Genomic DNA, 14400 nt, shown 5'->3' with positions numbered 1-14400 from the left:
CCTCATCCTCCAGCCGATCGATCCCGCCCCTTGGGAACGAACAGGTCAGTTTACGCGGTTCCATCTAAAAGGAGTAATCAGCATTCTCCATCCGCCAGCAAGTGGAATGTTTTTCGCGTCAGCCGTGAAGACGGCTTTTCCGCATAGGGCTGCCGACAGGCACCAAGCTTCAGCGTCCCTTCGTCGCGCCCGATTTATATCACAGTTTTAAACTTTTTTAAGGGACCATCGATAGGTTGCAACAGTCATTTCCAAGACTTGGAGTTGAACACGGTGCGGGAGCTGGATCTGAGGGTCGAGCGGCAGAGTTCAGCCTTGGGCGCGCTTGCGCGCCACGCCTGTTTCGCTCGAGCGGATCTGGGAGAATGCCTGTGCCGGATCAACGAGGTGGCCATAGCGACGCTGGACGTGGCGCGGTCGAGCATCTGGTTCCTGGACGAGCAAGGGCAGTCGCTCACCTGCGCCGACATCATCGATGGATCCGACAGGCGCGGGGCTGAAGACCTTGTCCTGAAGGCGACCGACTTTCCCCGATATTTCAAAGCGATTTTGGAAGACCGGGTGATCGCCGCCGCCGACGCGCAGGCCGATCACCGCACATCTGAGTTCGCGGACGATTATCTGATCCCGCAGGGGATATCGTCGATGCTCGACGCGCCGATCCTGTTCGGCGGCCGGACCGTGGGCGTGCTGTGCGTCGAGCATGTCGGACTACCTCGCGGCTGGCCGCGCGACGAACAGGTCTTCACGGCATCATTGGGTGATTTCGTCGCCTTGGCGCTGGCGGCGGAGGATCGCAACCGGACGGAGGCAGCACTGCGCCGGGCGGAGGAACGGTATCGCGGCATCTTCGAGAACGCGATCGAAGGGCTGTTCCAGATGTCCCCGGACGGCCGGTTCACCGACGTCAACCCCGCCATGGCCCGGATGCTTGGATTCGACGACGCGGCGAGTTTCATGGAAGCCCGCGCGCCGGTGGGCGCACCGCTATTCGTCGACGCCGGCCGTCGCTCGGAACTGATGCAGCTGGTGGCGGCGCAGGACCGTGTCGTCGGCTTCGAGGCATCGCTGTTCCGCCGCGAGGGCCCTCCGATCTGGGGCAGCTTCAGCATGCGCACCATCCGGAGTCCGGACATGCGGGTCCTGCGGCTTGAAGGATCGGTCGAGGACGTGACCCTGCGCCGGCGGGCAGAAGACAGGCTGGCCCATGTATCCCTGCACGACGGTCTGACCAACCTGCCCAACCGTGCGCTTTTCATAGACCGGCTCGCCCAGTCCCTCGCCCGCATCCGGCTGGCTGGGAGCGGCTCTACCACCGTGATCCTGATCGACTACGACGGGATGAAGCTGATCAACGACAGCCTCGGTCATTCGATCGGCGACCGGTTGCTGGTCGAAATGGCCCGCCGGCTTACGGCATGCCTCAGACCGGGCGATACTCTTGCCCGGCTCGCCAGCGACGAGTTCGTCGTGCTGGCGGAAGGACTGGCGGACCGCGACGCGGCGCTGGCTTTCGCCGAGCGACTCGGTGCCGCCTTCTCGGTACCCTACGATCCCGTCCCCGACCAGGATGAGATCTTCCCGACCGCCAGCATCGGGCTCGCCTTCCACCAGGGGTCGAGCGGGTCGCCGGACGATCTGCTCCGCCATGCCGGTACCGCGTTGCATCAGGCCAAGGCCCAGGGCCGCAGCCGATGTCTCGCGTTCACGCCCGAAATGAAGTCCGAGCCGCTGCTGATGCTGAGGCTCCAGAGCGACATGCGCCGGGCGATCGAGCGCGACGAGTTCCTTCTGTTCTACCAGCCGGTCGTGTCGCTGCCGGACCGCCGGCTGACGGGGTTCGAAGCCCTGATCCGCTGGAACCACGCGCAACGCGGATTGATTCCGCCGGCCACATTCATCCCCATCGCGGAGGAAAGCGGGCTGATCACCGATCTGGGCGACTGGGTCACCCATGCCGCCTGCCGCCAGATGAGGATCTGGCAGGACCGGCTTGGGCCAGGAACCCCACTGACGCTGAGCATCAACATAGCACCGGCCCAGCTGGCCCATCCCGACGCCTGGGCGCTGATCGACCATGCCATGATCCACAGCGGGGTCGATGTCCGGAGGATGAAGCTGGAGGTGACGGAAACCGCGCTCGCCGGCGATGACGACCTGATGTCGCACCGGCTGCGGGGGCTGCGCGAACGGGGATTTCAGATCCTCATCGATGATTTCGGCACCGGCTACTCGTCCATGAGCCGCCTGCACCGGTTCCCGATCGACGGGTTGAAGATCGATCAGTCCTTCATCCGGCCCATGCTCTTCGATGGCGACAGCGCCGCGATCGTCAGGACGATCGTGGCCCTCGGCAAGGCGCTGGACCTGGACCTGTATGCCGAGGGCGTGGAGGACGAAGGGGCCGCGGTGGCGTTGAGCCGGCTCAACTGCGAGTTCGCCCAGGGCTATCTTTTCGCCAAGCCGCTGCCGCTGGAAAAGGCCGATGCGTTGATCGGGGAGATGCTGATCAGCCCAGGCGCACCGCCGTGCCATTGATGCTGACCATCAGCATGCCGTTCTCCTTGCCGAGCACCTCGTAGTCCAGGTCGATGCCGACCACGGCATCGGCCCCAAGCCGCTTCGCGGCATCCTGCATGTCGGCCATCGCATGCTCGCGGGCGTCCTTGAGCGCGTTCTGGTAGCCTCCCGAACGGCCGCCGACGATGTCGCGGATGCCGGCGAAGAAGTCGCGGAAAACGTTGACGCCGATGATCGCCTCCCCGGTCACGACACCGAGGTAGTCGATGACGCGGCGGCCTTCCACCTGATCGGTCGTCGTGATTATCATGCATGCTCTCCCTTGATTTGGCGGACAGGCGCGGCGTTTTCGCGGACCTGGATTTTAGCAGCCCTTGAGATGGCGGCGAATGCCTTGTGATCAAGAGTGTCGAAGTGTGCGAAACGGCGGGGAAGAGAAAAGGACGGGACATTTTGCCGCTGCGGCACTCCACGGGACTGCTTTGACGCGCGAATACTGGTAATAAGAGAAATAACCCTGGTATTTTTGTGGTTTAGAGCCGCGACAGTGACCGGGGACGACAATCGCATGTCACCCCGGCGCATCCAGCGGCTGTCGCCTTGGCACCGGCGCCCAACTAGGGAGAAGCAGTCTGATGGAAAAAAAGCAGCTCACGCCCAAACCCGGCGACCGGCTTCTCAACACCGCCACGCGCCTGTTTTGCCTTCATGGTATCAACGCCACGGGGATCGACAGGATCCTTGCCGAAGCGGGGGTCGCCAAGATGACGCTTTACAACCAGTTCGGCTCCAAGGAAGGCTTGGTCTTCGCGGTGCTGGAGCGGGAAGGCGAAGCATGGCGGTCGTGGTTCCAGACGGCCGTGGACCAGCTTGCCGGGTCGCCGGCGGAAAAGCTGGTCGGCATCTTCGAGGTGCTGGAGAACTGGTTCCAGCAGGACGGCTTCTATGGCTGCGCCTTCATCAATGCGGTCGCCGAGCACAACAAGGAAGATCCGCGCATCCGCTCGCTCGCCATGGCCCATAAAAGAAAAGTCCTCGCGGTCATCCGGTCGCTGGCCGACCAGGCCGGCGTGACAGATCCGGAAGCGGTGACCGAATCGATCGGCATCCTGGTGGACGGCGCCATCATCGCCGCCGTCATCACAGGCACCTCCGAACATGCCCGTCATGGCGCGGATGCAGTCCGCATGATCCTGAAATCGCAACTGCCCCTGCGGCAGTCCGCGCCGAGCCATGCCCACGCGGCCTGACGGCGGCGAGGTCTTCCGGAGATGCGCCGGGCTGCTCAGGCGGGCGGCGCCTCGAAGCCCCTGACGCCGGCCAGATCGGCGCCTTCAAGGTTGACGCCGTCCATCTTGGCCCCCGTCAGGATAGCCTGCCGCAGGTCGGCGTCCCGAAGATCGACGTCGGTCAAATCGGCGCGGTGCAGTTCCGTCCCTATCATACGGGCACGCCGCAGCGACGCCCCGGCCAGAGATGCGCCCCAGAATCGGGCGCGCTCCAGGTTTGCCGAGAGCAACCGGTTCCCGGCTCTCTCGTTCAGGCGCACGGAGTCGAAGATGGCGCCAGACATGTCCGCATCGGCGAGAAATGCGCGGCGCAACGTGGCCGCCCGCAAGTCGCAGTTCCTGAGATCGGCGCCGCGCAGGTCGGACATGGTCAGATCGACCACCGTTAGGACGGCTCCAGCCAGTTTGGCGCCCGCCAGCACGCAGTTTGTCAGGACGGCGCCACCCAGATCGACGCCCGGAAGATCGAGCCCGCTGAGATCGAGCCCAGCAACCTCGAACCGCTTGCCGTCTCCTCCTTTGGTGCCTATCCAGAGTTCGTGAGCCTGCACCATGTCCGCCACCACGATACTCGCGGCGGGCTGCGGCAGGTTTCTCGCGTCGCCGGCAACCGACAGGATCTCGCCGTCGACGACGGCGCCCATCAGGTCGGCTCCCGTCAGCTGGGCATTCCTCCAGCTGGCGCCCCGCAGCACGGCGCCGTGCAGCGTAGCGCCGGAAAAGTCGACATCGCTGAGATCAGCCCCTTCAAGAACGACGCCGGTCATGTTGGCCTTCCGGAAATCGACGCGGGACAGCTTGGCCCCGGTCAAGATCGCATCTGTCATGTCCACCTGCATGGCAAGCGTCCCGGCGATGCGCGCCCGTGTCAGGTCGGCCCCCTTCAAGCTGGCGCCGACGAGTTCCGCCGGAGCCAGTTCGAAGGATATCCTGTTCTCGTCGCCGACGCGGGCAAGCGACCCTTCCCGGATATTCGCCAGTTCCAGCACGGCGGAGGTAAGGTCGGCGCCACGAAGGCAGCAGCCCCGCATATCGGCCCGGCTTAGATCGATCTGCTGCAACTGCGCCAGCCGCAGATCGGCGCCATAGAGTATGGTATCGCTAAAGTCGGCTCCGCGTGCGTCGATCCCCTTAAGCAGTGCTCCGGTCATATCGGCACCGGACAGGTCGCCGCCGGCAAAGCTCAGGCCGGACAGGTCGTGGAAAGCCAGATTGGCACGCGTGCCCTGCTTGGACCCGCGCTTGAACCATGCATGACGCGCAATTACCGCACTTAGCTGGGTCTGGTCCAGCTTCACCCAGTTGTCCGGCACCTTACCGGTCATCTACGATATCCCAGGGCTGAAGTTGGCGTTGAGTGCCGAGCACGCGCTCGATCGGCAAACGCACGGTGACGGTGGTGCCTATGCCGACCGCGCTGTCGATATCCAGGGTGGCGCCGTGCAGGCGAAGGAACGAACCGACGATCACGAGCCCAAGGCCGGTCCCTTCCTCGCCTGTCTGATGGACGTTGCTGGCGCGTCCGAAAGCCTCCAGCACACGCGGGATCTCGCCCTCCGGAATGCCGATGCCGGTATCCTTGACGACGACGCAGACGCCGCCGGATGCATCGGTCATGGTACCGATCTCGACCATGCCGCCAGGAGGCGTGAACTTGACGGCGTTGGTCAGCAGATTGACAACGACCTGCTTCAGCGTCCGGGGATCGCCCATGACGACCGGCACCGGATTGGCCCGCACGGCGATCACGACGCCCTTCCCCGCCGCACGCTCGCGAAGCAGGCGGACGGACGCGTCCACGGTGACGGTGAGATCGACCTGCTCTTCCTCCATGACATGGCGGCCCGCTTCGATCCGGGAGATATCCAGGATATCATTGATCAGTGACAGCAGGTGACGTCCGCACTGGTCGATGTCACCAGCATATTCGAGGTATTTTTCCGATCCGAGCGGGCCATAATACTCACCCCGCATGATTTCGGCGAAGCCGATCACCGCGTTGAGCGGCGTTCGGAGTTCGTGGCTCATGCGCGCCAGGAACTCGGACTTGGCCTTGTTGGACTGTTCTGCGGTCAGCAGAGCCAGATCGGCTTCACGCCGGACCAGATCCAGCCGGTTGGACACTTTGACGAACTCGCCGAACTGCCGGTCCAACTGCCGCAAAGCCGCCCTGAGCTGCGCCTCCACCGCACGCGTCGACGATATGTCGGTGGCTATGCCGACATAGCGGGCGCCGGCGGCTGTTCCAAACGACGCCATCGCGATCCGCAGGGGGAAGGCGGAACCGTCGCGCCGCCGTCCGGCGATCTCGACCATCCTGGACGGGTTGATGGGATCGGGATGGAGCAGGCTGAGCGCCGCTGCCCCGGAGACGACCTCGTCGGTCAGCAGCAGGCCGGCATCGAGCCCCCTGACTTCTTCCGCCCGCCAGCCGAACATGCGTTCGGCGCAGGGATTGAACTGCTCGATCCGGGCGGACTCGTCCAAGGTCACGATGGCGGCCGGTGCCACCGTCAGGATGGTGCGCAGTTGCGCCTCTCGCTCCGCCAGCGCCTGCCGCGCCTCGATCTCGTCCGAAATGTCGGTCAGGGTGCCGACGAAGCGCCTCGGCTTGCCGTCCGGACCGAACGTAGCCGCGCCACGCGCCGCGATCCAGATCCACCGTCCCGACTTGTGGCGCATCCGGTAGGTCGCTTCGAACAGCGGCGTGCGGCCCGCCAGGTGATCCGCCATGGCGGAGTCGGCGGCCGGCTGATCGTCGGGATGTATCCGCTCCCGCCATGCCGCGTCGCTGGCCGCCAGAGCGTCCTCGTCATGCCCCAGGATGTGGAAATAGGAGGCCGAAAGCCAATGGTCGCAGTTTGACAGGTCGGCGTCCCAGATGCCGCAACGAGCCGCGGCGGCGGCAAGCCGGAACCGCTCTTCGCTTTCGCGCAGCGCCCGGGCGGCCCGCCGCCGTTCGCTGATATCGGTGATCAGCAGCAAGGAGTAGGTGTGACCGTCGAGGCCGTTGAACGGTTCCCGGATGACATCGACGGTACGGGACCGGCCGAACCGCGTTATCAGCTGGCTCTCCCGCCGACGCTTGCGGCCTTCGGGACGCGGCTTTTCCGGCCGCGTACGCTGGGACTGCCGGATGGGCTGCCCATCGGTGCGGCTCTCCTCCTCCAGCAAGGTTTCGATCGGCCGGCCAAGAAGCTCAACCATGTCGTAGCCTGAAAGGCGGCACAGGGTATGGTTCGCCCTGATGCAGATACCGTCGTCGCGAACGACGGCCACCGCCATGGGAACGGCCTGAAGCAGAGTGTCCAGAAGCTCGAAACGCCCGTACGCACCACCGTATGCCACCAGCGATACCGGCTCGGCAGCCGGCTTCCGGCGAGGCTGTACGCTACTATGGCCGATGTTGCGGTTGGGTGGAAATATGACCGTGATGACGGTGCCCTCGTTGGGCGCCGTTTCGACCATCAGTTCCCCATCATGGAGCTCGACCAGCCGCTTGACGATTGCCAGCCCAAGGCCGGTACCCTCGTGCCTGCGGTTGAGCGCGCCGTCCAACTGGCTGAACGGCTCCAGCGCCCTGGGAACATCTTCCGGATTCATGCCGATACCGGTATCGGTGACCGAAAGCGCTATGGATCCGTCGGGCTCTTCCCGGATGTCCAGCCGGACGACGCCGCACGATTGAGTGAACTTGACCGAGTTGGACAGGAGATTCAGGACGATCTGCCGAATGCGGGTTTCATCGCCGCAGATGACGGGACCCGGCTGGGGTGCCGCGCATTCCAGCTTGACGCCTCCGGAAGCTGCCAGCGCCTCCACCAGGGCAAGTTGGCTGCGCGCGACGGCCGTCAGGTCGAGCGACGTCTCCCGCAGAGTCAATTGGCCGGCATCGGCACGCGACAGGTCCAGGATGTCGCTGATGAGGGTGAGCAGGTGCCGGCCGCTGCCGACGATGTCTTGCACGTAGCCCTGGTACCTGTCGTTTTCGAGGGGACCGAAAAGCTCGTCCCGGAGGATCTCGGCGAAGCCTATGATGGCGTTCAGAGGCGTCCGCAGTTCGTGGCTCATCATGGCCAGGAACTCGGATTTCGCGCGGCTGGCCAGTTCTGCCTGATCCTTGGCGACTCGCAGAAGGTTGCCCGTCTCCACCAGCGCGGTGACATCCGTATGGGCGCCGACCATCCGGAGCGGCCGGTGCTCCTCGTCGTACACGGTGGCGCCCCGTGCCAGGATGTGCCGGATCGATCCGTCCCGGTGCCTGTAGCGGACCGTCTGTTCGTACGGGCGGCCATCCTCCCAGTGACGGTGATGCTGCTCCTGCGCCGTCTCCTGATCTTCGGGCATCAGGATCTGGCGCAGGGCGGCAAGATCGTTGGGCAGTTCCTCGTCCGAATAGCCCAGCATTTCCTTGAGGCGCGGCGACAGCCACAGGTCGTCGGTCCGCAGGTTCCAGTCCCACAATCCGTCGCGGGTGCCTTCGACCGCCAGCCGGAAACGATCCCGGCTTTCCTGAAGCTGCCTCTCCAACTCCTTGTGATCGGTGATTTCGATGCCGACCGACTGGTATTCGACCACGGCGCCGTCCGGGCCGAAGAAGGCCCGGTCGCTCCACCGCAACCATATCCGGTCGCCATCCGGCAAATGCGCCAACCGTTCGGTGATGCCCAGCGGATGCTCCTGGGTCAGGGAAGCCAGCGCCTCCTTGACCGGGGTGAATTCGTCGGGCGACAGAAGGTCCGCGATACGCCTGCCTACCAGCTTGGCCGGCTCGATGCCGAACCTGCGCGCATAGGCGCCGTTGACGAAAGTGAGCCTGGTTTCCCGATCGTACCGGCAGATCAGGCCAGCCTGATCCTCGACGATGGCGCTGATGCGGGTTTCCGGATGGACACCGTCCGGCGAGCATGCCGGTCGTCGGTCCGCCACGGTGACCAGGATCCGCACGACGGCACCGTCGAGGACGACCGGCGCCAGCACCAGATGCCACCGCTCGGCCCCCTTGGCGAGTAGCACGACGTGGTCCGTTTCGACCGGAATAGTCCCTGACCGGCATAGTTCGAGATCCGCTTCCAGCCCGGTTGTGAGATCCGAGAGCGGCAAGCCGCCGAGAGCCGACAAAAGCCGTCCATTGGCCGATAGCACGGGCGTCGAGCCTTCGGTCGGAGAACCGGCCACGAAAACAGGCGTCCCGATCGTCTCCAGAATTGTATCAAGGTCGTTGGGCGGACAGCGGGCCAGCATGTATCGGGAGACCGACGAATGAGTGAGTTACCACTTTCGGTCACACGAACAAAAATCGCCACTGGAAATTAGCTTCCGGCGCTTGTGCTACCAATTGGTCGCGCCCCTTCACTCCGCCGGGACCATCGATCCGATCCGGGGACTGGACTTCCAGCTATCCGGCTGATCGCCGATCAGGATCACCAGCGTCTTCGGTGGCACCGGCTGCGAGAACAGGTATCCCTGCAACAGGTCGCACCCGACATCGGTCAGGAAGTCCCGCTGCGCCAATGTTTCGACGCCTTCCGCGACGACCGTCAGCCCCAGACCGTGGGCCATGCCCACGACGGCGCGGACCAGCGCGGAATTCTTGCGGTTGTGAGGTACGCCGTCGACGAACATGCGGTCGATCTTGAGCTTGGTGATGGGAAGCTGCTGGACATAGCTGAGCGACGAATAGCCGGTGCCGAAGTCGTCGATCGCCGTCTCGACGCTGATGGAAGCCAGTTCGGATATCGCCTGGACAGTGGCCTTCAAGTCCCTGACGGCCGCCTGCTCAGTGATCTCGATGCCGATCAGCCCGGCTAGATGGGGTTTCTCCTTCATCAGTTCCGCGAGGCGAGTTGTCAGCCTGCCGCGCAGGAACTGCTGGCCGGAAACATTCATGAATACCCGTCCGCACTGGACACCCTCGCCATGCCAGCGGTCGACCTGGTCCGCGACGGCCTCCAGCACCCAGTCGGTGATGGAAACGATCAGGCCGCTGTCCTCTGCGATCGGAATGAACTCGGCCGGAGAGACCGCACCCAGGTTGGTGTGCGACCAGCGCAGCAGCGCTTCGGCTCCGGCGACTCGTCCGCTCTTGGCCTCTATGATCGGCTGGAAGACCACGTTGAGTTCGTTGCGCTGGACTGCGTGAGCCAGATGCATCGTCAGCAGCGTCCGGCGGCTCGCTGCCAGCGCCATTTCCGGCGTGTAGAAGCAGACGCCGTTGCCGCCCTGGTGCTGCACGGTCTGAAGCGCCAGCTCCGCCTTGGTCAGTAGTTCCTCGACACGCTTGATGCTGGGATCGTAGACAGCGGCCCCGATGCTCATGCGGACCAGCACGAGCTGCCGGTCAACATAGATCGGACTGAGCAGCCGGGCGTGGACTTGATCCGCGATATCTTCCGCCGCGATCCGGTTGGGGAAGCGGGCGAGCGCCGCGAACTCGTCCGCGCCGACGCGGCACAGGACGCTGTCGCGCGGCAGGACCTCCGCAAAGCGGGCGACGATGGCCTTCAATACGCCGTCGCCGATATGGTAGCCGAGTCCCTCGTTGATCTCACGGAATTGATCGACGTCGAAGCTGAAGACGACATGGGCCATGTCGCCGCTCGGCAGTCTGACCGCCATTTCCCGATCGCATTGCTCCAGAAACGCGCGGCGGGTCAGCAGACCCGTAAGCGGGTCGTGATTGGTCAGGAAGCGGGCACGTTCTTCCGCCGCATGCCGGTCCGAAACGTCCCGGGCGATGCCGATAAAGGTTACCTCGTCGCCGAACCTCATTTCGCCTACGCTGAGATGGATCGGAACGACCGAGCCGTCCTTGCGCTGGGCAAGCACCTCGCGGCCCGTGCCGATGATCTTGGCCCGCCCCGACGACATGTAGTTATCGACATAGCCGGCGTGGCGGTGCTGGTGCGAAGCCGGCATCAGCATGGCGATGGGAGCGCCGACCAGCTCGATTTCGTCGAAGCCGAACATCTGGCAGCAGGCGCGGTTGACCGATTGGATGACGCCGCGGGCGTCGATCGTCAGAATGCCGTCGACTGCCGCATCCAGCAGCGACGTGACGAACTTTTCCCGGCGCAGCAGGATATCGAGCGCTTGCTGACGATCGGTAACGTCCTCGATCGAGGCCATGTACCCGACCACCGTCCCCGCGCGATCGGCATGCGGGATCAGGAAGCCGGACACTTCCGTAGGTCCTGTCGCCGGAGGCGAGACCGCGAGGCTGAACGACACCGTCTGCCCGGCCATCACGCTGGCTTCCAGCGCGTCTATCCTTCCGCCGGGCTCCTGACCCAGGATGGCCGCCAGGGTCGATGGCCTATCCGAAGCGGGATCGAAGCCGAAGGTCCTGGCAAAATTGGAGTTGGCAAACCCTATGAGCCGGTCGCGCCCGAAATAGGCAAGGCACATGGGTGACTTGTCGAAATAGCTGGAGGCCAGTGTAGCGATGAAAATGTCATCCATCGCAGTGACGAAGGCTTCGAAAGGATCCGCTGATTGACCTTCGGCCATCACTCCACCCCGCAGGCGCATTTGGCCGGCAATTTTTCGATCGCGCCGCACACGAAAATTTCGTGATATTTGCCATATAAGAATTAAACATTTATTACTAATGGATCTCTTTCAGGGCGAATGAAACTGCCTCATTCACCAATCCTGGCTACCTTACTCCAATTTCGACACACGTATCTGAGCAATGGTGCCGCATGATCTGCCAGTACATTCAGTTGTGTGTTGATACGTTTAGCTCTCCGCAAGTTGAATCACTATGAGAGCATAGATACCGGTCGCCGAACCGGCCGGAGAACCAATCCCGCGGATCTGGCGGCAATGTGAGCGGAGACGGCGCGAACGGGGTCAAAATCCCGATAATCCTCCCAAAGTACAACTGTCGGCCTGTACCAACCATCGGTGGGAACCGCTATCCTCCGGTCACATCCATAACCGGCGGTCAGAAGCCGGTGGCATAAACCGGGAGGAACCCGACCATGCGGCATCTCGTCACCAGCCTTCTCACGATGGCGGTGCTGCTGCTCAGCTCCGTGTTCACCGACAAAGGCTTCATCACCCAGGGACTTGCCGCCGACCGGCCCGTGGTCCGGGTCGGCGTCCTGAAGTTCGGCACGGTCAGTTGGGAACTCGATACGATCAAGACCCGTAAGCTGGACGAAGCGGAGGACATAGACCTGCAAGTCGTCGATCTCGCCAGCAATCAGGCGACCCAGGTTGCCTTGCAGGGCGGCGGCGTCGACATGATCGTGACCGACTGGCTCTGGGTGTCCCGGCAGCGCACCGAAGGCGCCGACTATACCTTCGCCCCCTACTCCACAGCAGCCGGAAGCATCATGGTCCCGGCCGGATCGGACATCCGGTCGCTCGGCGACCTGAAGGGCCGTAAGATCGGTATAGCCGGTGGGCCGCTCGACAAGAGCTGGCTGATGCTGCGGGCGCTGACGATGCAGAAACACGGGTTCGACCCTGACAAGGACTCGGCCAAGACGTTCGGCGCGCCGCCGCTCCTCAACGAGCAGGTCCGTAACGGAGGCGTCGATGCCGTGCTCAACTACTGGAACTTCGCGGCCCGCCTGAAAGCCGCGGGCCTGCGCGAACTTGCGACCGTCGAAGAGATCGCCCGCGAACTCGGCATCTCAACCGACGTGCCGATCATCGGCTATGTCTTCAGTGAAGCCTGGGCTGCCGGGAACGCCAAGGCCGTCGAAGGCTTTCTTCGCGCCTCCAAAGTCGCCAAGGAAGTCATGGGGAGGGACGACGGTGAATGGCAGCGTCTGCGCCCTCTTACCAGGGCCGAGGACGATGCCACGCTGACGGCACTGCGCGACGGCTACCGCGCCGGCATTCCGACGGCGTGGGGGGCCGCCGAACGGGAGGATGCCGCCAGGGTCTACGACATACTTGCCAAACTAGGCGGACACGAGTTGGTCGGAGCCTCGCCTCATCTTGCGGATGGGACATTCTGGGCCGGATCTTCGTTTTGACGGTGCTGTCGAAGGTGGGCCGTCTGCCGGCCCATATCCTTTCGCTCCTGGTCCTGATCGTCATTTGGGAAGCCGCAGCCCTGTTCACCGGAAGCAGGCTGCTGCCGGGACCGGGCGCCGTGGCGCTGCGGCTTGCCGATGAAGTCATCGAAGGCGGACTGCTGTTCCACCTCGCCGCCACCCTGGGCCGGGTCGCCGCGAGCTTTGCCATCGCGATGGCCATCGGAACTGCCCTGGGCATCGCAATGGGCCGCATAACGCTGCTCGACCGCTTCCTGGACGGCTGGCTGGTCCTGTTCCTCAACGTGCCGGCGCTGGTGACCATCATCCTGACCTATGTCTGGTTCGGACTTACGGAGTCGGCTGCCATCGCGGCCGTGGCCGTCAACAAGATCCCCAACGTCGTCGTCACTCTGCGGGAGGGCGCCCGCGCGCTCGACCGCGACTACCTGGAGATGGGCGAGGCCTATCGACTGGGGCACATGAAGACCCTGCGTCATATTGTCCTGCCACAGCTCTATCCCTACCTGTTGGCGACTGCCCGTTCGGGATTGGCCCTGATCTGGAAGATCGTGCTGGTCGTCGAGTTGCTCGGACGCAGCAACGGCATGGGATTCCAGCTACAGGTGCTGTTCCAGCTGTTCGACGTGACCGGTATACTAGCCTATACGGTCGCCTTCATCGTGGTCGTCCAGATCATCGAGTTCGCCGTGCTGCAACCGCTGGAAATCCGCGCCGCCCGTTGGCGCCGCTGAATCCGCAACGTATTTTTGTTGCACTGCACAGCAGTTTGCCGTTACAGCAATATTAAGCAAATATGTTGTTTGGAACGAATTCACCTGCTGAGGCGTTTCATGTCTTATGTGCTTCTCGTGGTTGCCTGTCTGAACGGCCAACCCGGCGCGTGTGTCGAGCACCGCCTTTCGCTCCCCCAGATCACCAACGCCACGGCCTGCCATCTCGGCGGAGCGATCCGCCTTCGCGACTGGATCGCGGACCATGCGGGGTGGCGTCTGAGGGACGTCAAATGCCTGACGAACTCAAATGTGGCGTCGGCGGAAAATTAACAGTTTGGTTACAGACAATAGTTAACGTCACTCTCCAGATCCTTCTCATCCCGCCGGGGGAACCGCCATGGTGAAGCAAGACGACGTGATTGAACGTACTTCGATCGTTACCTACGCCCTGCTTGAAGAACTTCACGAAGTTCTCGCGGATGCGAAGGACCCGGACGAAACGAGCCTTGGAGTCATCATGGGGCTGGCAATGTTCCTTGACGACAAGATCGGACCGATGCGGTCCCAGAAGCTGATGTCCCAGGCCCCGGGGATCATCCTGAAGACCGATGCCCATGTAACCGACGAACTGATGCAGCGCTTCGCTCCGGTGCTCCGGGCATTCGGCACCCATCTGGCGGAGTTCGCGGCCGCACCGGTGGCCGCGCGCCCGCTAAGCAAGGTCAGCTGAGCAAGGCCTGTTGATCGAAGAAGCTGAACCGCCAGCACGACGCACTACCGATCGGACGGGTGTGACACGGAACACAGTCACATTGTTCGAAAAGCGCCAGGGTCTTCACCGCCGGGATGGTTTCGCACCCA

Annotated in this window: 10 protein-coding genes; 6 read left to right on the top strand and 4 right to left on the bottom strand. The window is 63.5% G+C overall.

Annotated features, from left to right (window positions below; translation table 11 throughout):
• Nucleotides 1-273 precede the first annotated feature (273 nt).
• On the top strand, nt 274-2538 hold the full coding sequence (locus N826_RS13065; RefSeq protein WP_147040474.1) for a putative bifunctional diguanylate cyclase/phosphodiesterase: 2265 nt from the start codon (nt 274-276) through the stop codon (nt 2536-2538).
• Here N826_RS13065 and N826_RS13060 read toward each other — a convergent pair.
• Nucleotides 2510-2830 (bottom strand): heavy metal-binding domain-containing protein, encoded by a 321-nt coding sequence (locus N826_RS13060; protein WP_044429316.1) that lies wholly within the window; start codon nt 2828-2830, stop codon nt 2510-2512. The genes N826_RS13065 and N826_RS13060 overlap by 29 nt on opposite strands.
• Before the next feature lie 325 nt (nt 2831-3155).
• Between N826_RS13060 and N826_RS13055 the strand changes: the two genes are divergently transcribed.
• Entirely contained in the window at nt 3156-3770 is a 615-nt protein-coding gene (locus N826_RS13055) for a TetR/AcrR family transcriptional regulator (protein ID WP_044429315.1), read from the top strand.
• Between the two features lie 35 nt (nt 3771-3805).
• Here N826_RS13055 and N826_RS13050 read toward each other — a convergent pair whose 3' ends face one another.
• From N826_RS13050 to N826_RS13040, 3 genes are all read right to left on the bottom strand, one after another.
• Nucleotides 3806-5134, bottom strand: coding sequence for a pentapeptide repeat-containing protein (locus N826_RS13050; RefSeq protein ID WP_044429314.1), 1329 nt, complete (start codon nt 5132-5134; stop codon nt 3806-3808).
• Nucleotides 5124-8987: a PAS domain S-box protein gene (locus N826_RS39945; protein ID WP_169789339.1), complete on the bottom strand. Its 3864-nt coding sequence runs from the start codon at nt 8985-8987 to the stop codon at nt 5124-5126. Before N826_RS39945 ends, N826_RS13050 begins: the two co-directional genes overlap by 11 nt.
• A 174-nt stretch (nt 8988-9161) precedes the next feature.
• Entirely contained in the window at nt 9162-11270 is a 2109-nt protein-coding gene (locus N826_RS13040; protein ID WP_169789338.1) for a putative bifunctional diguanylate cyclase/phosphodiesterase, read from the bottom strand.
• 524 nt (nt 11271-11794) lie between these two features.
• Between N826_RS13040 and N826_RS45225 the strand changes: the two genes are divergently transcribed.
• The 4 genes from N826_RS45225 to N826_RS13020 all read left to right on the top strand — a co-directional run bounded on the left by N826_RS45225 (nt 11795) and on the right by N826_RS13020 (nt 14269).
• Nucleotides 11795-12802 carry an ABC transporter substrate-binding protein gene (locus N826_RS45225; RefSeq protein WP_052831157.1) on the top strand — a complete coding sequence of 336 codons (1008 nt, stop codon included), beginning with the start codon at nt 11795-11797 and terminating at the stop codon, nt 12800-12802.
• Nucleotides 12803-12804: 2 nt separating this feature from the next.
• On the top strand, nt 12805-13557 hold the full coding sequence (locus tag N826_RS13030; protein ID WP_308518240.1) for an ABC transporter permease: 753 nt from the start codon (nt 12805-12807) through the stop codon (nt 13555-13557).
• Nucleotides 13558-13656: 99 nt separating this feature from the next.
• A complete protein-coding gene (locus N826_RS13025; RefSeq protein WP_044429313.1) occupies nt 13657-13869 on the top strand; it encodes a hypothetical protein in 213 nt (70 codons plus the stop codon).
• A gap of 67 nt (nt 13870-13936) precedes the next feature.
• Nucleotides 13937-14269, top strand: coding sequence for a hypothetical protein (locus N826_RS13020; RefSeq protein ID WP_044429312.1), 333 nt, complete (start codon nt 13937-13939; stop codon nt 14267-14269).
• The last annotated feature ends 131 nt before the right edge of the window (nt 14270-14400 follow it).

Origin of the sequence: Skermanella aerolata KACC 11604, from assembly GCF_000936425.1 — a bacterium.
Taxonomy (GTDB): Bacteria; Pseudomonadota; Alphaproteobacteria; order Azospirillales; family Azospirillaceae; genus Skermanella; species Skermanella aerolata.
This window is presented reverse-complemented; position numbering and strand designations above follow the sequence as displayed.

Bases quoted from the DNA above. Each gene is read 5' to 3' on its own strand.
- N826_RS13060 (WP_044429316.1), bottom strand. From the start codon at position 2,830: ATGATAATCACGACGACCGATCAGGTGGAAGGCCGCCGCGTCATCGAC.
- N826_RS13055 (WP_044429315.1), top strand. From the start codon at position 3,156: ATGGAAAAAAAGCAGCTCACGCCCAAACCCGGCGACCGGCTTCTCAAC.
- N826_RS13050 (WP_044429314.1), bottom strand. From the start codon at position 5,134: ATGACCGGTAAGGTGCCGGACAACTGGGTGAAGCTGGACCAGACCCAG.
- N826_RS13040 (WP_169789338.1), bottom strand. From the start codon at position 11,270: ATGGATGACATTTTCATCGCTACACTGGCCTCCAGCTATTTCGACAAG.
- N826_RS45225 (WP_052831157.1), top strand. From the start codon at position 11,795: ATGCGGCATCTCGTCACCAGCCTTCTCACGATGGCGGTGCTGCTGCTC.
- N826_RS13025 (WP_044429313.1), top strand. From the start codon at position 13,657: ATGTCTTATGTGCTTCTCGTGGTTGCCTGTCTGAACGGCCAACCCGGC.
- N826_RS13020 (WP_044429312.1), top strand. From the start codon at position 13,937: ATGGTGAAGCAAGACGACGTGATTGAACGTACTTCGATCGTTACCTAC.